The following is a 19,766-nucleotide window of genomic DNA, read 5'->3' on the forward strand; positions in this document are numbered from 1 at the left end:
TTTTACTCTACATCAAATAACCGCTGCCTAGGATCTGCTGATGCGCGCTTTTGTACTGGCCATGCTGGCCCTGTTGACTCTGACCGGATGCCAGAGTGCTTATTACGCCACCATGGAAAAAATCGGTATTCATAAACGGGATATTCTTGCTGATCGGGTACAAGATGCCGGCCAGGCGCAACAGCAGGCACAGCAACAATTTAAAGATGCCCTGGAGCACTTTCGCGCCGTGGTGAAAGTCGATGGTGGCGATCTGGAACAACGCTACGACGAACTGTCGGCCCAATATGATGCTTCCAAGGCCGCTGCCGACAAGGTCAGTGACCGCATCAACGCCGTGCAGGATGTTGCTGACGCCCTGTTTGCGGAGTGGCAGGATGAGCTGGATCAGTACAGCTCGGCCAGCCTGCGTGCCGCCTCTGCCCGCACCCTCGCTGATACCCGGCAACGATACAAGCGTTTGCTGGCCGCCATGCGCAAGGCCGAGGCACGCATGCCGCCGGTACTGAACCGCTTCCATGATCAGGTGTTGTTTCTCAAACACAACCTCAATGCCCGCGCCATAGGCTCACTCAAAGGGGAGCTCAGCGGTATTGAACGGCAGGTCAATGATCTGGTGGCGCAGATGCAAAAGGCGGTCAATGAGTCTGAACGCTTCATCAAAAGCCTGAACACCGATCACAAGTAAACAAATAAACCACCATTTGTTACATTTATTTGCTGTTTTGATATTGAGTTGTAAAGTGCATTTTCGGTAGCGTCCTGTTGTTACGCCAACAAAGGACAGGACAAGATGCGCTTTTTTACTACCCTGACGGCCGCTGCCGTCGCGACAGCGCTGCTCGGTGGTTGTCAAACCACCACTGCGGCCAGCACCAGCCCCAGTGCCACCGTCAGTAACCAGGCACTGCCTCAAGTTGATATTCCCTACACCAGCTTCACCCTCAGCAATGGCCTGAAAGTGGTGGTGCATGAAGATCACAAAGCTCCCATCGTAGCCGTTAACGTTTGGTATGCCGTCGGCTCCAAAGATGAAAAACCCGGTAAAACCGGCTTTGCCCACCTGTTTGAACACCTGATGTTCAACGGCACCGAAAACTACAACGACGAATACTTCGGCCCCTTCGAAAAAGCCGGTGCCACAGACATGAACGGCACCACCAATAACGACCGTACCAACTACTTTGAAAATGTCCCCACTCCGGCACTGGATATGGCGCTGTGGATGGAGTCTGACCGTATGGGTCACCTCATCGGCGCCATCGACCAGGCCAAGCTCGATGAGCAGCGGGGCGTCGTACAGAACGAAAAACGCCAGGGTGAATCCCAGCCCTATGGCCGGGTATTTGGCTACCTGGCCCAGCAAACCTTCCCGGTCGGCCACCCTTACCACTGGACCACTATCGGCTCCATGGACGACCTCAACGCCGCTTCTTTGGATGACGTACACAAGTGGTTCAAGGACTACTACGGCGCCGCCAACGCCGTACTGGTACTGGCCGGCGACATTACCCCGGCCGAAGCCAAAGCCAAGGTGGAAAAGTACTTTGGTGACATTGCCCCGGGTAAACCCCTGAAGAAAATGAAAGCCTGGGTGGCCAAGAGCACGGGCACCAAACGGGCAGTGATGGAAGATCATGTTCCGGCAGCACGGCTGTACAAGGTCTGGAACGTGGCTCAGCGCGGCACCATGGATGCCGACAACCTGGATCTGCTCTCTGACATTCTCACCAGCGGAAAAAGCTCACGGTTGTACAAGCGCCTTGTTGACCAGGATCAGCTGGCCAGCAGCGTGGCTTCGTTCAACTACAGCCGCCAGCTAGCCGGCCAGTTCTTCATCATGGTCGATGCCAAGCCCGGTGTGAAACTGGCCGACATCGAGAAAATTGTTGACCAGGAAGTGGCCAAACTGATGGCCGATGGCCCCACGGCCGAAGAGCTGCAACGGGTCAAATTCAGCCAGGCCGCCGGTTTTGTTCGTGGTGCCGAACGCATTGGCGGTTTTGGCGGTAAATCGGACATCCTCGCTTCCGGCATGGTCTATGAAGGCAATCCGGGCTTCTACAAGACCCAGATGCAGCACCTGAGCCAGGCCACGCCAGCAGAATTACAGGCCACCATGCAACGCTGGCTCAGCGATGGTGCTTTCGTGCTGGACGTGGTGCCGCGTGCCAAGCTCAAGGCCGCCAAAACGGGCGCCGATCGCAGCAAGCTGCCGGCCGTCGGCAAATTGCCAACACTGAGTCTGCCGAGCCTGACCACCTTCACCCTGTCTAACGGCCTGGAAGTGGCATTGGCCGAGCGCCATGACATCCCCACCGTCAAGCTGCAACTGCAATTTGATGGTGGTTATGCCGCCGATTACGGCCACAAACCCGGCACGGCCAGCTTCGCCATGTCGATGCTGTCTGAGGGCACCAAGACCATGAGTGCCGCCGAACTGTCAGACGCCATGCAGCGCCTGGGCGCCAGCTGGAGCAGTGACGCCCGCCTCGACAGTGCCTCATTGTCTCTGGACAGCCTGACCGTCAACCTGGACCCGGCCCTGGCACTGTGGAGTCAGATCCTCGAGCAGCCGGCCTTCAGCGAAGACAGTATCAACAAGCTGCGTTCCCGCTGGATTGAAGGCATCAACAAGGAAAAAGCTCGACCCTTCTCCATGGCTCTGCGGGTATTGCCAAAACTGCTGTACGGTGACAACAACGCCTACAGTGCGCCACTGACCGGCTCAGGCACCAAAGCCTCTATCCAGTCACTGACCCGTGCTGATCTGGTGACTTTCCACGATACCTGGCTACGCCCGGATAACGCCCGGTTGATCGTTGTTGGTGACACCACCGCAGCGCAGCTAAAACCACTGCTGGAAAAACACTTTGCCAGCTGGCAGGCGCCGGCCAGTGCCAAACCGCAAAAACAGCTGACCAAGGCCGTCGCGCAGACGCAACCGCGGGTATTTTTGATCGACCAGCCCGGCAGCCCGCAGGCCACTATCATTGCTGGCCAGTTGGCGCCATCAGGCAAGTCTGACAACGCCACCGCCATCGATGTGATGAACGCCATCATCGGCGGCACCTTTACCAGCCGCCTGAACATGAACCTGCGCGAAGACAAACACTGGTCCTATGGCGCCCGCTCCATCTGGCTGGGTGCCGACGGCCAGGGCATGTACTTTGCCTACGCGCCGGTACAGGCCGACAAGACCAAGGAGTCAATTGTTGAGATGCGCAAGGAGCTGAGCGGTTACGTGGGTAAACACCCGGCCACCACCGCCGAGCTGGCCAAAATCAAGGCCAACAAAACCGCCAAGTTGCCCGGTGCCTATGAAACCAAAGGCGCGCTGCTGGGCGCTATTGCTGACGCCTTGGACAAGGGCAAGGATATGAACTGGCTGGCCAGTGAAGGGCAACGGGTGAATGCCCTGAACCTTGAGCAGGTGCGTGACACCGCCCGCCAGGTGCTCAAGCCGGATGCCATGACCTGGGTGATTGTCGGCGATCTGTCGAAAATCGAAGCCAGCGTTCGCCAGCTCAAACTGGGCCAGGTAACCCGCCTGGATGCTGACGGCAACGCCATTTAATGGCAAAGTAAGCACAAGGGGCGCACTGGCGCCCCTTTTTTAACGGGGTATCCAATGCGCTTATTGTGGTTATTGCCACTGTTGTTGCTGTCAGGTTGCGCCGTCACGGCCAACGACTGCGCTCACTTTGACTGGCACCAGCAAGGTCTGAACGACGGCTTCGCCGGCCGTGTGGCCCGTGCCGGTTACTGGAACAGCCAATGCGCCCAGCACGGCTACCCGGTCAACCAGCGCCAGTACAGCCAGGGCTGGGTAGCAGGCAACCGCCAGTATTGCACAACGGGCCAGGGCTATCGCCAGGGGCGTCTTGGCCATCAGTATCAAGGCACCTGCCAAGGGGATGGCGAACAGCAGTTTTTGGCCGGCTACCGCCGCGGCCATGCGGAATACGAAAAAGAGCAGTACCGCCAGTCGCTGTATCGCCAGCAGCGCGATCTTGAGCAGCGTATTGACGATATCACTGCCCAGCTTCGCGCTGACCACGAGCGGCGCCACCATGATGAACGGCGGGACAAACACGATAAGGACGATGACAAGGCGCGTAAGGATGATGCTGGCCTGAGCCACCGCCAGCGCCGCGAACTACAGGAAGAACGCTATCAGCTGCGCCAGCAACTGATGCGTATTAACACCCTGTTATTGCAGCTATTGTAAGGCGCCAGGCAGGTTTTATAAAAAACGCCCCGCAGGGCGTTTTTTATTTCATTTCAGTGACAGGTAATCGCCGGTCAGCAGGGCAATGCTGAAGCGAACCCCGAAGCCGGTCAGGTCGGTGGCCACCGCACCCAGGCCGCCTTTGTGTTCGGCGGCGCTGAGATCCACATGCACCCAGGGCACGCCCTCTTCGACAAAGCGGGACAAAAAGCGGGCCGCATCAATGTGATCGCAGCTGGCGCCGGGATTACATTGCTGGATATCAGCAACCTCAGAGCGGATGTTGTCGTCGTAGTCTGCGTCCAGCGGGAACGGCCAGACCCGCTCACCGCTTTGCCGGCCACTGGCGATAAGCGCTTCACGCCACTCATCACGATTGGTGAAAACACCACTTTGGGCCGTACCAATGGCGCGAATGCAGCTCCCGGTCAGGGTCGCGTAGTCCATGACCAGTGCCGGTTTTTCCCGCGATGCCAGGGTCAGGGTGTCGGCCAGCACCATGCGCCCTTCGGCATCTGTATCAACGACTTCGATGGTGGTGCCATTAAGCGCACGCACCAGATCATTGGGCTTATAGGCTTTCGGGCCAATATGGTTTTCTGCCAGCGCCAGGTAGCAGTCCACTTCCAAGTCACTGTTCATCAGCGTCAGTGTCAGCAAGGTACCCAGGGCAACGGCGCTGCCGCCCATGTCACCATGCATGCCAAACATATGGCTGGTTTTGAGGTTATAGCCGCCGGTATCAAAGCACAGCCCTTTGCCCACCAGCGCTACTTTCTTGCTGCCTTTGTTGGCGTTAAGGCGTAACCGCACAATGGCGGCCTGATCGTTGTCGCTGCCGCGGGAAACGGCCAGGAAGGCGCCGGCGCCGAGGCCATCAAGGCGGGTCTGGTCAAAAATATCCAGCTGCCAGTTATGCTCGCGAGCCAGGGCTTCAACGATGGTGCGATAGCTGGCCGGAGTCAGCTCCGAGGCCGGCATGGCACTTAAAAAGCGCACCAGGGCGTTGCCTTGCGCTTCTGCCAGCAACCGCGCGCTATCAACACTGACTCCATCAAGGGCAATCTCTTTTAGTGCCGCCGGCGCCGGGGCTTTTTTCTTGAAATTGGGCAGCCGGGCCTGGCGGGCCAGCAAGGCCACTACCAGAGCCTCAGCCCAGTCATCGTCATTGCCTGCAATGGTGACTTTGCCGGGGTTGGCATCGGCCAGCAGCGCCAGCCATTTACGTGCCTGTGTCAGGCGTTCAAAGGGGGATTTATCTGCTTTGGGTGCCACCACCAGAGTCGGTGTTGGCTCACTCAGTAGCCAGGCGCTGGCGTCGCTGTCCAGTTGCCGCAGTGCTGCCGGAACCTGACTGTCGTCCATGGTGATGATCAAATCACTGCCACTGCGGTTCTCAGTAAAGACAATGTTCGCGAAGGTAAAATTCTGCATGGGCTCCCCCATTGGCCAGTGAGGGAGCCATTATAGGCAGATGCCAGGCCAAGGCCCAGTCAGTTCGCCTAGCCGTTACTTTTGTGCGGCCAGCATTTCCTTGATGGCACCTACCGAACCCAGCACACCACTGGTTTCTACCGGCAGGAAAATCCGGTCACCATCCTGGGCAATATGGGGCAGGGTATTGAGGTATTCACGCCCCAGCAGATAACCGATAACCTGTTCCGGGTTCAGGCGGCCGGCACCGGCACTGAGGATTTCCTCAATGGCCTGACGCTCACCCTGCGCCTTGAGGATGGCAGCTTCCCGCTCCCCTTGAGCCAGCGTAATGGCCGCTTCTTTCTCGCCCTGGGCAATGGCGATAGCAGCCTGTTTTTGCCCTTCGGCAGCAGTTACAGTAGCTCGCCGCTCCCGCTCGGCGGTCATCTGTTTGCGCATGGCATCTTCAACGTCGCGGGGCGGGTCAATGTTCTGCAGTTCAACCCGCACCACTTTCACGCCCCAGCCATTGCCGGCCTCATCCAGTACTGTGCGCAGGCGCTCATTGATTTCTTCGCGGCTCTCAAACAGGTTATCCAGTTCCATACGGCCGATTTCCGCCCGCAGGCTGGTTTTGGCAAGCACTTCAATGGCCTGCACCAGGTTTTCCACCTCGTAAACCGCCCGCTGCGGATCCATAACCTTGTAATAGAGCACGCCATTGATGGACACCGTGACATTGTCACGGGTGATCACGTCCTGGCTGGGAAAATCCAGCACCATTTCCCGACGATCAATACGGCTAGAACGCCCCACCATTGGGATGCCGGCATTGTCGTAATGACGAATGGTGATATCGCGGTGAGTTTCAAGAATGGGGATCACGAAGTGAATACCCGGCTCCAGCACCCGGTTAAACGACCCCAGCCGTTCAATCACCACGCACTCACTCTGGTTGACCACAAAAACCCCTTTAAAGAGGATGACTACCGCCAACACCAGAATCACCACCAGTGCCAGGTTACCAATAAGAAAATTCATGGGATCTGTCCTTAATCTACGATGGCAGTAATGCCTTCAAAACGACGAATGGCCACCACCTGGCCTTCTTTCAGGCTTTGCTGGCTGGCACTTTTGAGAGGAAAGTCTTTACCGTCAATGTGGACCCGGGCCACGCCATCGCTACCCAGGCGCACCATGCCAACGGCATTGAAGCCCGCTTCGCCCAGCGTTTGGCCGGTAGTGTGATGGCGGCGCTGATAGCGGCGTACCACCAGCGGAGAGAGTAAAAAAGCAGTGAAGACGAAGCCACCGGTTTGCCAGCCAAAAGGCAAGCCAGCATAGGCAACCAGTGACGCTGACAACGCACAGGCACCCAGTGCCAGCGCAATCGCGGTGGCTGTGAAAGCCTCAGCGATAAACAGCACGAGTGCCCCGATCAGCCAGTACAACCATGGTTCCATGGCAACAGTTTCCTTACATCAACACAACAACAGTCTTTTTGACAGGAGTCGGGTCAGCCGTCAACTGTTGTGCGCTCAGTTCTGTTCAGCAGGCACCTTGCTGTCTGCGCTCACGGACTCGGTCAGGCTGGCCAGCTTGCGGTCCTTGATGGCCCAGCGGTCATTAAGCCACCCCTGAAAGCGCCGCTTGAAATCCACGTCATTGAAATAGTCGCCGCGCACTTCGGCAGTCACCGGCAGCGCTTCAACATCAACCACGATCCGCCGCAGCTTGCCGGTAATGGCATCACGGCCGATGTGCCCTTCCGAACCGGGATAAGCCAAGGTGACATCCAGCACCTTGTCAAACTGCTCACCCATGGCCGACAAGGTGTAGGCAATGCCAGCCGCTTTTGGCGGCAGCAAATACTGGTAAGGGGAGTTGCGCCGCGCGCGCTTTTCGGCGGTAAAGCGAGTCCCTTCAACAAAGTTGATCATCGTTGACGGGTGATATTTGAGCTTGTCACACGCCTTGGCGGTGGCCTCAATGTCCTTGCCTTTACGCTCCGGGTGTTTTTTCAGATAGGCCGTGGAGTAGCGGCGCATAAATGGCATATCCATGGCCCAGCAGCCCAGCCCCAGGAAGGGGATGTAAATCAATTCGTACTTGAGGAAAAAGCGCGGCAGCGGCAGACGCCCGCCCGCGACCCCGAACAACACCAGAATGTCGACCCAGGACAGGTGGTTGGCCATGATCAGATACCAGCCTTTCGGATTGGTATTGTCCAGCCCGCGAATATCCAGCTCAAAGCGGTTACCTAGGCGCAGCAGCAAGATATTGCAAACGCTCCAGACCCGCACTCCGGCTTCCATGATGGATGTCATCAACCGGCGCCAGGCCGGGATCGGGAGCAGCAGCTTGGGAATGGACATCACCATCACAAAGCCGCCCCACAAGGCAACATTGAGACACAGCAGCACCGCCATCAGCGGCGCAAGAATGAAATCAGGCAAAAAACGCAGCATGGGATCCTTGTTTATCGGGCTTTCATTTGCGCCAGCTCGGCGTCTTTTTGTGCCCAGAGTTCATTGACCCATTGCTGGAAGCGGGCCTTGTATTTAGGGTCTCCAACATAATCACCGAGCAGTTTGTCGTCAATTGGTAACACGCGCACCTTAACCTTGATCTCTTTTACCTGGCCGCTGATATAGCTCCAGAAGGTGGGGATATCCTTGCCATAACAGATGGTGACATCCAGTAATTTGTGCAATTTGTCGCCCATGGCGGTGAGCACAAAGCCGATGCCACCCGCTTTCGGTTTGAGCAGGTGCACAAACGGCGACTGCTGCTGATCATGCTTGGCTGGGGTAAAGCGGGTGCCTTCAACGAAGTTCATTACCGTTACCGGCATATGGCGAAATTTTTCACACGCCTTGCGGGTGGTAGCAATATCTTTATGGGCCAGCGACGGATCCTGGGCAATTTGCGCGCGGCTGTGGCGGCGCATGAAGGGAAAGTCCAGCGCCCACCAACACAGGCCAAGAAAAGGCACGTACAGCAGTTCTTTTTTCAAAAAGAATTTGATGAACGGAATACGGCCATTAAAAAGCCGTTGCAGCACCAGAATATCGACCCAGGACTGGTGATTGGCCACCACCAGATACCAGTCCTTTTTCTTCAGGCCATCAATGCCCTCGACCACCCAGCGAGTTCGGGAAAACAGCCGCTGATTGACGTTGTTAACGCCGATCCACAGCGTCGCAGCACCGTCGAGCAGCCAGTTACAGCCCTGACGCACCATCGGTAACGGCAGGAGCAGCTTCAATACGCCTAAAAGCACTATTACCGGAAACCAGAACAGGGTGTTCAATACATAACCCAGCATGGCCAGGGGGCCTTTCAAAAAGCCCGGAAGAAACGCCAGCATCAGTCCTCCAGATAGGTGTAACCGTGGATACCTGCTTCCAGTTCGCCGGCGTATTGCTGGCGTTCGGCAGCAGTCAAATTCGCGGCCGCTAACTGCCGACCATAGCCAGCCACCAGGCTCTGCGGCTCAAAGTTCACGTAGCGCAGCACGTCCGCTACCGTGTCACCTTTTTGGGCGGCATCAAAACGATAACCTTGCTCGGTCAGCTGCACATGCACCGAATCGGTATCACCAAAAAGGTTATGCATATCACCGAGAATTTCCTGATAGGCGCCAACCATAAACAAACCAATGCAATAGTCATCACCGGGCTGATAACCGGTCAGCGGCAGGCTCGACTCAATGCCTTCACCATCTACGTACTGGCGGATCTGGCCGTCAGAATCGCAGGTGATGTCCTGAATAATGGCCCGGGCACTGGGCTGTTTATTGAGCTGACTGACCGGCATGATCGGGAACAGCTGGTCAATACCCCAGACATCCGGTGTGCTCTGAAACAGCGAGAAGTTACAGAACAGCTTGTCTGCCAGCTTTTCATTGAGTTCATCAAGCACCGGCCGGTGCGCCCGGCTGCGGGGGTTAAGCTGGCCCTGTACCGCCCGGCAAATGGCAAAATACAACTGTTCGGCCTGTGCCCACTGGCCGATTTTCAGCAAGCCGTGGGTATACATGCTGTGCGCTTCCGACAGCAGGTAGACCGCATCATGGTAGCTTTCCAGCGGCGGTTCCGTGGCAATAGCCGCCAGGGTGCTGTACAACTCGCGCAACACCGCAGGCGCATCTTCCGGCGGCTCAGCAAAGTGACCCTGACCCGGTGCCCGCTCAACATCAATAACATTGGTAATAAGCACAGCATGGTGCGCGGTCATGGCGCGGCCGGACTCGGTAATGATGTCCGGTTCCGGTAACTGCCGGCTGGCACAAATCTCCTTCAGGGCGTGCACCACCTTGGCTGCGTATTCATCGACGCTGTAATTCATCGAACAACTGCCACGGGAGCGGGAGCCTTCGTAGTCCACTCCCAGGCCTCCGCCCACGTCCACCACATCCAGCGGTACGTTCAGATCGCGCAGTTCCGCGTAATAACGGGCACATTCTTTCAAAGCGCCCTGAATATCGCGGATATTGGCAACCTGCGAACCGATATGAAAATGCACCAGCTTCAGGCAATCCAGCTTGCCAGCGGCGCGCAGGATCTCGACGGCTTCCAGCACCTGATGGGCGGCCAGGCCAAACTTGCCCTTTTCACCGCCGGTGTTCTGCCAGTTACCTTTGCCGACCGAGTTCAGCCGCACCCGCACACCGATCAGCGGGTCAATGCCAAGATCTGCACTTTCGGCCAGCAACCGCTTGAGCTCCGACAGTTTTTCGACCACCACATAAACCCGGTGGCCAAGACGCCGGCCAATCAGCGCCAAGCGCAAAAACTCGGCATCCTTGTAGCCATTACACACCAGTGTAATGGGGCGCGTTGCTACCCCCAGCACCGCCATCAGTTCCGGCTTGGAACCCGCTTCCAGGCCTACATGCGCACTGGCAGAAAGCAGGGTTTCAACCACCGATTTCTGCTGATTCACCTTGATGGGGTAAACCGCATGGTAATGGCCGCGATAATCCAGCTGCTCGACCGCCCGGCTGAAGGCGCCGGTCAGGCGCCGCACCCGATCGGTAAGAATATCGTTGAAGCGCACCAGTACCGGCAGCGACAACCCCTGCGCTTTGAGATCGGCCACCAGGGCTGACAACCGCACGCCGGACCGACGACGGTCGCCATCAGGGAAGGCCATCAGTTCGCCGTTATCGTCAATATCAAAATAGCCATCGCTCCAGTGCGTTACACCGTAGAGCGCGCGGGCGTTGTCGAGAGTCCAATCAGACATGGTAAGCAGCTCCTCTGGCCGCATCACAGCAAGGGGCGGTATTGTAATGATACGCTGTCACTGATGCAGCTAAAATGTGCGCAAAAGCCATTGTGCCAAGCAGGCCACAAAGGCACAATGCGCGCTCTTTTTCGCCCCTGTCGACGGAGATCGAAAACATGTCAAATCTGGATGCCAAGCAGTGGTTTACTGAGATCAGTGACCGTGACGGCAGTGCTTTTTCACTGCGGATTACCGGCCACCTGGAAAGCCGCAGCTCGGCCTGGCAAACCACCGAGATGTATGACACCACCGACTGGGGCAAGCTGATGGTGATCGACGGCTGCACCATGGTGTCAAGCCGCGACAACTTCCTCTACCACGAAATGATGAGCCACCCGGCGCTGTATACCCACGCCGACCCGAAAGTGGTGGTGATCATCGGTGGCGGTGACTGCGGCACCCTGCGTGAAGTGCTCAAACACCCCGGCGTGGAGCAGGCGGTGCAAATCGACATCGACGAGAATGTCACCCGGCTGTCGGAGATTTACTTCCCGGAACTGTGCGAGTCCAACAACGACCCCCGCGCCGAATTGAAGTTCATTGACGGTATTCAGTGGATCAAAGACCGCGACACCGACTCCGTGGACATCATTATTGTCGATTCCACCGACCCCATCGGCCCTGCCGAAGGGCTGTTTAACCAGGCTTTTTATGAGCAGTGCCTGCGCGCCCTGCGCCCCGGTGGAATATTGGTGCAACAATCAGAAAGCCCGCTGATGCACCTGCCACTTATTCAGCAGATGCGCGCCGAGATGAAAAAGGCCGGTTTTGACGCCTTCCAGACCCTGCCGTTCCCGCAGCCGCTGTACCCGTCCGGCTGGTGGAGCTGCACCCTGGCCCGTAAAGGTGAGGCCTTCGGTGAGTTTCGCCGTGCCGCTGCCGACGCCCAGGCGTTTGACACCCAGTACTACAACAGCGGTATTCACCAAGGCGCCATGGCACTGCCCAATTTCATGAAAAAAGCGCTACAGGACTGACCGTTCACCCCGGCGCGCAGCCGTGCGCCGGGTCATTTGTTATAGTGAGTCATCGCCCCTGAGGAGCCCGTCATGATTGCCGCCTTTGATGTCGATGCCCAGCGCACCTTTACCCCCTTGTGTCCCGATGAGCTGCCGGTGCCCGGCGGCGCCGATATTGTCGCCGAGCTGAACGCCCAAGCCACCCTGGCCGATTTGCGCATTGCCTCCAAAGATGCCCACAGCGCCAACGCCAAGTGGGTGGTAAGCCACCATGAGCAAATGCAACAGCCGCTGGATTACCCCGAAGCCGACCTGACCTGGGTACGCCATGCCGAACCCGGCACCCCCGGCTTTGAACTGATCCCAGGGTTACCGGCACCAGAGCAGTATGATTTTTTGATCTACAAAGGGGTAGAAGGCCACATGCACCCTTACGGTGCCTGCTATCACGATATCAGTGGCCGCATTTCCACCGGCGTCATCGAATGGCTTAAATGTAACGACGTTGACCAGGTACTGGTCGGTGGCCTGGCCCTGGACTTTTGCGTCAAAACCACCGCCTTACAGCTGGCCGCCGCCGGCTTTCAGGTTTACCTCAACCTCGCCGCCTGCCGGGCGATCAGCGCCGACGGTGCTGAAACAGCGAAAGCCGACATGGCTGACGCCGGCATTATCCTCGTTGACGACACCGCTCACCTGGCAGCACTGCTGCAAAAGGACACCGCCTGAATATGTTTGGCCAAACCGCCGTACGAAGCCTGCTGGATACCGATTTTTATAAACTCACCATGCAGCAGGCGTACCTGCACCAGCAGCCAAATACCCAGTCTCGCTGGACCTTCCGCTGCCGCAGTGACGAAGATCTCAGTGCCTTTGTGGCGCCCTTGCGCAAAGAGTTTGACGAGTTGGCCAAGCTTTACGCCACCGAAGATCAAATAGCCCACTTGCGCCGCCACTATCCTTTTCTCAAACCGGACTACCTGGAATTTTTGCGGCTGTTTCACTTTAATCCGCAGTTTCTGCATGTCAGTGCCGACAAGGGGCAGCTGGTTATTGAAGCCAACGGCCCGCTGCTGCATGTCTCGCCACTAGAGATCCCGGTGCTGGCCGCAGTATCGGAAGTACGCAACCGCCAGCGCTACCCGAACCTGAATGCTGAGCAGATCCATAAAAGCACGCAGCAAAAAATCCGCCAGCTCGAACAGCTGGGCGATCAAGTGGATTTAAGCGATTTTCTGTTCACCGACTTCGGTACTCGCCGCCGCTTCAGTTACGACGCCCAGAAAATGGTACTGGAACAGCTCAAGCGGGCGTTGCCAGACAACTTTGCCGGCACCTCCAACCCACATCTGGCGCGGGAGCTGAACCTGCGCTGCCAGGGCACCATGGCGCACGAATGGCTGCAAAGCCACCAAGCGCTCAATTACCGGCTGGTTGACAGCCAGAAGATGGCGCTGGAGAACTGGGTTAAAGAATACCGCGGCGACCTGGGCGTAGCGCTGACCGATGTTATCGGAGTGGACGCTTTTTGCCGCGATCTGGACCGCTATCTGGCCAAACTTTATGACGGCTTTCGCCATGACAGTGGCGACCCTATCGAGTGGGGTGAAAAAATCATCCGCCGCCTGGAAGCCCTGGATGTGGACCCGACCCGCAAACGCCTGGTGTTTTCGGATGGTCTGAACTTTGATCGGGCGGTGGCCATTTACCGCCACTTTCGCGGCCGCATCAACACCGCCTTCGGTATTGGCACCTGGCTGATGGGTGATTTTGGCGTCAATGAACCGGTTAACATCGTCATGAAACTCACCCGCCTCAATGGCCAGCCGGTTGCCAAGATCACCGACAGCCCCGGCAAAATCATGTGCGACGATGAAAACTTTCTGCGCTACCTGATGCAGGTTTTTCAGGTGGAAGGCAGTGTCCAGCAGCAGGTGCTGACCCGCTTCGCTCGCTAGTGCAGGCCCGCCAGCAAGCGATCCATGGCCCGATACTGCATGGCTTCAGCCAGGTGCGCCTGGCTGATGTACTCAGCGTTTTGCCAGTCAGCCAGGGTACGGGCCACTTTCAGCAATTTCTGATGCACCCGCGCTGACAGCCCAAGCTGCTGCAAGGTACTGTCGTACCAGTTGGCAAGATCCGCTGGTAACCGGCAGGCCTGGCGAAAAGCGTCTCCTTCCAGCTGGGCATTGAGGCACCCCTGGCGCGCTCGCTGGCGCTGCTGGCAGCGTTGAACTTTGGCTTGTAGTTCCAGTAGATCCGGGCCCTCTGGCTGTTGCTGGCTGAGGCTGCCTGGCGGCAGCATCGCCACTTCTACCTGCAGGTCAATACGGTCCAAAAAGGGCCCGGATAACTTGCCCAGATAACGACGGATCTGTTCCGGAGTGCACCGACAAGCTCGTCGCGGATTACCAAAATGGCCGCAGGGGCAGGGGTTAGCTGCTGCCAACAACTGAAAACGGGCTGGGAAACGGGCCTGATTGGCCGCGCGGCTGATGCTGACTTCACCGCTTTCCAGTGGCTCACGCAAACAATCCAGAACTCGCCGGTCATACTCGGCCAGTTCGTCAAGAAACAACACACCGCAGTGCGCCAAAGAAATTTCCCCTGGCCGAGGTACGGAGCCGCCGCCCACCAGTGCTACCGCCGACGCCGTATGGTGTGGCGAACGCCACGGTGGCTGCCGCCAGCTGGCACTGTCACGGGGCTTACCGGCCAAAGAATGCACTGCTGCGCTTTCTTGTGCTGATTGCTCATCCAGCACCGGTAACAGCCCGGGCAAGCGCCGCGCCAGCATACTTTTACCGGTACCCGGCGGCCCAATAAACAACAAGTGGTGGCCACCGGCAGCCGCCACCAGCAAGGCTCGCTTGGCCTGCGACTGCCCCACCACGTCGTTAAGGGACGGCAACGCAGCCTGCTGAGCACGAGCGTCCGAGCGCTGGCCGGTTACGATCGCCGCCAGCGGCTGCTGCCCGGCCAAATGAGCACAAACGGCTAATAACGTCGCCGCTCCGTAGCCCTGTAAATCGGTCAGTAATTGCGCCTCAGGGCTGTTATCGGTAGCAAAAAAAGCCTGACGCCCCGCCTGCTTGCAGGCCAGTAGTGCCGGTAATAACCCGGCACAGGGCCGTAATTGCCCGGACAGCGCCAGCTCACCATAAAACTCGTAATTGCCGAGGGCGCTATCGGGAAGTTGCCCAGAGGCGCACAGGATCCCCACAGCCAGAGCTAAATCAAAGCGGCCACCGTCTTTGGGCAATTCTGCGGGCGCCAGATTGACGGTGATCCGTTTAGCAGGGAATTCAAAACCGGCATTGAGAATGGCCGAACGCACCCGTTCCCGCGCTTCGCGAACACTGGCTTCCGGCAGCCCAACCAGCGCAAAAGCAGGCAAACCATTGCCAATATCAACCTCGATTGTGACCAGTGGCGCATCCATGCCCAGTTGCGCGCGACAAAAAAGCGTTGCTAAAGCCATCGCATCTCCTTGCTATCAAACTGGCTACAAACTGATAATAGACCTATGCGAATTGTCTATTGGCTGCTGGGCCTGTTATTGCTCACCCAGCCGCATGGCCAGTTACAGGCTGCGCCATTACAGCATCCGCCCTACCTGCCACCGAAGGTACTGAATGTGGCCAAGGGATTGAGCCAGAACACGGTAACGGCCTTGTTGCGAGACCGTGAAGGCTTTTTATGGATAGCCACCCAGGACGGGCTGAACCGTTACGACGGCCAGCGCCTGCAGATCTTCCACGCCAGCTCCGCCGATCCGCACAGCCTCAGCGCCGAACACATCACCGCCCTGGGTGAAGACTCGCAAGGCCGCCTCTGGATAGGCGGAGCCGATGGCTCTTTGGTTTACCGCCAGCACGGCCGCTTTCAGGCCGTCCAGGTGCCCTGGCAACCGAGCCCTATCAACACCATTAGCACGCTTGATAATGACCTGGTGGTCGCCAACAAGGCCGGCCTGTGGCGTTTTGCCAATTCGCGCTGGCAACTGCTGTTGCCTGTGCCAATACGCAGTGTGGTCCGCCAGCAACACGCCATTTGGGTGCTGGATAACAGCGGTCAACTGTGGCGCTTTGATCAAAATGGCGCCGACAAGATACTGCAACAACCCCAGGCACTGGTGATGAGCGCCGGCCCAGATGGCAGTTTGTGGCTGGCGGGTAATGGCACGCTCTGGCGCTTGGCGAATGACAACCTGATTAGCACCATGCACTGGCCGGCAACGCCACACCATAGGCCCGTTGGTCTGAAAAGTGATCACCAGGGACGCTTTTATCTGATCACCCTAAAAGGCAGCCTCTATCTGCTGACGCCAGACAACAAGCAGCTTATGGACCTGGCCCAAGGCCCCCTGCAAGATTTGATCAGTGCCCCACGCTGCCTGCTGGTGGACGCTGACCAGCAGCTCTGGCTGGGCACCACCGCCAGTGGTGTGTTAAAGCTGCCCAGCCGCCATCATGCCATTCGCTACTTTGTCGACCCGGCCGGCAAGCGCTACAACAACATTCGCGCCATTTTCAAAGACGGTGACCAGTTATGGCTGGGTACCGCCGAACATGGCCCCAGCCTGCTCACCAAAAATGGCCATTACCGGCATTTTCAAAAGCCCCTGGCCAGCTTGTTGGGTATGAACAAAGCGCACTTTTCGCTTATGGTCAACGCCATTACCCGCGGCCCTGACAACGCCTTGTGGATGGCAACCGACCACGGCGTGATTCGCCGCGACCCGCAGGGGCAATGGCAGCAATTTGCCGGTGGTCTGAGCGATCAGACAGTATGGGATATTCGCTTTGTTAATCAGCAACTATGGGCCGCCACCCGGGCCGGCGTTTATCTGCTTTCTGCACAACACCAGTTTGAGCGCCAGGGGCCAGCGGTAGCCAGCTTTGTGCTGGCGCTACGCGGCCAACAACTGCTGGCCGGTTATGAGGATACGCTGTGCCAACTGCTGCCGCGGTTTTCCTGCTGGCCGGCCGGCCGATTCCGGCACCGGGTCAGAAGCCTGCTTGATGATGGTCATAATGGCTGGTGGATTGGCACCCAAAGTGGCTTCTTACATCTCAATGCCCAAGGGCAATTCCAACGCTGGGAACAGCAGGCCGGACTTGAAGATGACACTATTTACGCCATTGCCCGCGGTAACCACCACTTACTGTGGCTCTCGACCAACCGTGGCCTGGTTACTTTTGATACCCAGAGCAAACGCTTTCGGGCCATGTCCTCCAGCGATTTCAACCTGGAATATAACGGCAATGCCCAATGGCACGATCAGGACGGCACCCTCTATTTCGGTGGTGTTAGCGGCTTGGCGGAAGTGGGCCCGGACTTTGAGTTGCCTGGTGCCAGCCACTACGGCCTGCAGTGGGTCGACGCCCTACTTAATGGCAAGGCTCTGACACTGGTTGCAGGGCAACCATTGCAACTGCCGTCGCCTCTGGGCCGGCTCAGCCTGCGTTTTGCCGACCTCGACCTGCGCCATCAGAACCAGCGTTATGAGTATCAAATCAATGGCACCCGTCAGGCTTTGGGGGAACAGCGGCAAATCACCCTGACCCACCTCAGCCCAGGCGCTCACCTGCTGCAGGTATGGCGCCTGGGCCAGGATAGTAGCGTGTTGCGTTACCAGTTACAGGTCATGCCGCCTTGGTACCTGCATCCCCGCTATGTCTTGATCGAGCTGGCGTTATTACTGTTGCTGATAGCCGGAGTATGGTGGTTACGCTGGCAGATCCTGGCCCGGCGCCGGGCCATGCAGCAGCAGCTAGCCGAAAATGAACAGCGGCTGCGGCTGGCACTGGTGGCCTCCGGTTATGGTGTCTGGGATTGGGACTGGGAACATCACCGGGTCTTACGTACCGGCCTGGATTTCCTTGGCTACCAGCCCGGGCAAATCAATGAAACCCCGGCAGGCCTAGCAGCCTTGGTACACCCGGATGACAAAAATCGTATCACCCGGGCCGTACGACGCCATATCAAAGGCAAAGACAAGATTTACCAGTGCCGCTACCGGCTGCGCCATGCCCAGGGCCATTGGGTATGGATACAAGACCGTGGCAGCGTTGTGCAGCGTGGCGAGAACCAACAAATACTGCGAATGACCGGCACCCATATCGACATCAGCGCCGATATGAACAGAGAACGGCAACTGCAGTTGTCTGAGCTGGTTACTCAGGCCATGTCTGAGGGCGTACTGGTCACCGACAGCCACTTTGACATTATCAGTGCTAATCCAGCTGTAGAAAAACAGCTGGCCACCAGTCGTCTGCGCTTACACCAGTGCCGGCTCTGGGATTTCCTGCCTCGCGACCAGCGCCGTTACCGCTTTAGCCAATTACGCCAGGCCATCGCGGCCGAAGGCACCTGGGCCGGCGAGCTGGCAATTCGTGACGGCAGTGACCGTGAACGATTATTGGAAGTAGAGCTGCACTGGGCCCATGACGCGCAGCAAGGCGCCAACCTCGTGGTGTTATTTAACGACATTACCGAGCGTAAAGCCGCCGAAGAAGAGCTGCGCTACCTGGCCAACTTTGACCCGCTCACCGGCCTGCCCAACCGGGCGCTGTTTCATGACCGGCTGGGTCATGCCATTGCTCGAGCCAAACGTGGTGGCCATATGGTGGCCTTGCTGTTTTTGGATCTGGATCACTTCAAGAACATCAATGACTCTCTGGGTCACCACTTGGGTGACAAGCTGCTCAAGGAAGTGGCGCAGCGATTGACCAAGGCTACCCGCAGTTACGATACCGTCGCCAGACTCGGCGGCGACGAGTTCACTGTAGTGCTCGAAGATCTGCGTGACACCCTGAATGTGACACTGGTTGCCGAAAAAATTATGCAGTCGATGGAGCCGGCCATGACCCTGGCCGGGCACCAGGTGTCTATCGGTGCCAGTATTGGCATCGCCCTTTACCCACAAGACAGCGATGATCAGAACACCTTGCTGCGCTATGCCGATACCGCCATGTACCACGCCAAGAGCCGTGGCCGAGCCACCTTCCAGTACTATACCGAGGCAATGAATGCCGCCGTACAGCGGCGCCTGACGCTGGAAAGTGGCCTACGTCAGGCCCTGGCTCAGGGCGAATTGCATCTGGTGTATCAGCCCCGTATTGATCTGGCCAGTGGCCAGATGCAGGGGGTTGAAGCGCTGGCACGCTGGACGCACCCGACCCTGGGGCCGGTGTCACCGGCCGATTTCATTCCCCTGGCCGAGGAAACCGGGCTTATCCACGCCTTGGGTGACTGGGTATTGACTGAAGCCATTGCCCAGCAGCAGCGCCTGCAAAGCCAGGGCATTGATTTGCAGATGGCCGTCAACCTGTCTGCCCGGCAGTTCCAGCAACTGGATTTGCCTGGCCGCGTCAGCCGTTTGCTCAGCGAGGCCGATATGAGCCAGCCCCGCCTGGAGCTGGAGCTAACCGAGTCAGCATTACTCAGTGCCCGCGACGATGCCGCCCGGCAGATCCTGCGACTGCGACAGTTAGGCATTAAACTGGCGCTGGACGACTTCGGCACCGGTTACTCGTCGCTGTCGTACCTGACCGAGCTGCGTTTTGACATCATTAAAATCGATCGCAGCTTTGTGGCAAAAATTCCGACTGATAAAGATTCGGTAGCAGTGATCCGATCAGTGGTGGGGCTGGCCCATGCGCTGGGTATGCGCATCGTTGCCGAAGGTATTGAAACCGACGAGCAACGTCAGAGCCTGCTTGGCCTGGGCTGTGATGAGGGGCAGGGTTACTACTTTGCACGGCCGATGTCTGGCGAAGAGTTACTGCACTGGCGGCCGTGATAGTTGATTTTGTATTCAATGCCATTGCAATAAAAAACGGGTAAACTCTTCGCGCATTCCA

14 protein-coding genes are annotated in these 19,766 nt (G+C 57.8%); 7 read left to right on the forward strand and 7 right to left on the reverse strand.

All coding sequences use genetic code 11. From position 1 onward, the window contains the following. Nucleotides 1-40 precede the first annotated feature (40 nt). From WDB70_RS13540 to WDB70_RS13550, 3 genes are all read left to right on the forward strand, one after another. On the forward strand, nt 41-688 hold the full coding sequence (locus tag WDB70_RS13540) for a DUF2959 domain-containing protein (RefSeq protein WP_406665222.1): 648 nt from the start codon (nt 41-43) through the stop codon (nt 686-688). A gap of 105 nt (nt 689-793) precedes the next feature. Further along, nucleotides 794-3,577: a M16 family metallopeptidase gene (locus WDB70_RS13545; protein WP_406665224.1), complete on the forward strand. Its 2,784-nt coding sequence runs from the start codon at nt 794-796 to the stop codon at nt 3,575-3,577. Between the two features lie 54 nt (nt 3,578-3,631). Beyond that, nucleotides 3,632-4,231 carry a DUF2799 domain-containing protein gene (locus tag WDB70_RS13550; protein WP_406665226.1) on the forward strand — a complete coding sequence of 200 codons (600 nt, stop codon included), beginning with the start codon at nt 3,632-3,634 and terminating at the stop codon, nt 4,229-4,231. Between the two features lie 48 nt (nt 4,232-4,279). Here the strand turns inward: WDB70_RS13550 and WDB70_RS13555 are convergent, their stop codons facing one another. From WDB70_RS13555 to speA, 6 genes are all read right to left on the reverse strand, one after another. After that, on the reverse strand, nt 4,280-5,665 hold the full coding sequence (locus WDB70_RS13555) for a M17 family metallopeptidase (RefSeq protein ID WP_406665228.1): 1,386 nt from the start codon (nt 5,663-5,665) through the stop codon (nt 4,280-4,282). A gap of 75 nt (nt 5,666-5,740) precedes the next feature. Continuing rightward, the gene (locus WDB70_RS13560; protein ID WP_406665230.1) at nt 5,741-6,688 is read right to left on the reverse strand and encodes an SPFH domain-containing protein; all 948 of its coding nucleotides are present in this window, start codon (nt 6,686-6,688) and stop codon (nt 5,741-5,743) included. An 11-nt stretch (nt 6,689-6,699) separates the two neighbouring features. Beyond that, nucleotides 6,700-7,110: an NfeD family protein gene (locus WDB70_RS13565; RefSeq protein ID WP_406665232.1), complete on the reverse strand. Its 411-nt coding sequence runs from the start codon at nt 7,108-7,110 to the stop codon at nt 6,700-6,702. Between the two features lie 75 nt (nt 7,111-7,185). Further along, nucleotides 7,186-8,115 carry an acyltransferase gene (locus tag WDB70_RS13570; RefSeq protein ID WP_406665234.1) on the reverse strand — a complete coding sequence of 310 codons (930 nt, stop codon included), beginning with the start codon at nt 8,113-8,115 and terminating at the stop codon, nt 7,186-7,188. 11 nt (nt 8,116-8,126) lie between these two features. Further along, complete coding sequence (locus WDB70_RS13575; protein ID WP_406665236.1) at nt 8,127-9,017, reverse strand: acyltransferase; 891 nt, start codon at nt 9,015-9,017, stop codon at nt 8,127-8,129. Beyond that, nucleotides 9,017-10,921 carry a biosynthetic arginine decarboxylase gene (speA, locus tag WDB70_RS13580; protein WP_406668109.1) on the reverse strand — a complete coding sequence of 635 codons (1,905 nt, stop codon included), beginning with the start codon at nt 10,919-10,921 and terminating at the stop codon, nt 9,017-9,019. The genes WDB70_RS13575 and speA overlap by 1 nt, the downstream gene beginning before the upstream one ends. A 134-nt stretch (nt 10,922-11,055) precedes the next feature. On the opposite strand from speA, the gene speE reads away from it, so the two are divergent. The 3 genes from speE to pncB all read left to right on the forward strand — a co-directional run bounded on the left by speE (nt 11,056) and on the right by pncB (nt 13,856). Continuing rightward, complete coding sequence (gene speE, locus WDB70_RS13585; protein WP_406665238.1) at nt 11,056-11,916, forward strand: polyamine aminopropyltransferase; 861 nt, start codon at nt 11,056-11,058, stop codon at nt 11,914-11,916. Between the two features lie 72 nt (nt 11,917-11,988). Beyond that, nucleotides 11,989-12,627, forward strand: coding sequence for a nicotinamidase (locus WDB70_RS13590; protein WP_406665240.1), 639 nt, complete (start codon nt 11,989-11,991; stop codon nt 12,625-12,627). A gap of 2 nt (nt 12,628-12,629) precedes the next feature. Continuing rightward, nucleotides 12,630-13,856 carry a nicotinate phosphoribosyltransferase gene (pncB, locus tag WDB70_RS13595; RefSeq protein WP_406665242.1) on the forward strand — a complete coding sequence of 409 codons (1,227 nt, stop codon included), beginning with the start codon at nt 12,630-12,632 and terminating at the stop codon, nt 13,854-13,856. Here pncB and WDB70_RS13600 read toward each other — a convergent pair. Continuing rightward, nucleotides 13,853-15,379, reverse strand: a complete 1,527-nt coding sequence (locus tag WDB70_RS13600) for a YifB family Mg chelatase-like AAA ATPase (RefSeq protein WP_406665244.1) — start codon at nt 15,377-15,379, stop codon at nt 13,853-13,855. The genes pncB and WDB70_RS13600 overlap by 4 nt on opposite strands. Before the next feature lie 45 nt (nt 15,380-15,424). Here WDB70_RS13600 and WDB70_RS13605 point away from each other — a divergent pair, with 45 nt between their 5' ends. Further along, entirely contained in the window at nt 15,425-19,705 is a 4,281-nt protein-coding gene (locus tag WDB70_RS13605; RefSeq protein WP_406665246.1) for an EAL domain-containing protein, read from the forward strand. Nucleotides 19,706-19,766 lie beyond the last annotated feature (61 nt).

The organism is Gallaecimonas aegicerasi, assembly GCF_045291545.1.
Lineage (GTDB): Bacteria > Pseudomonadota > Gammaproteobacteria > Enterobacterales > Gallaecimonadaceae > Gallaecimonas.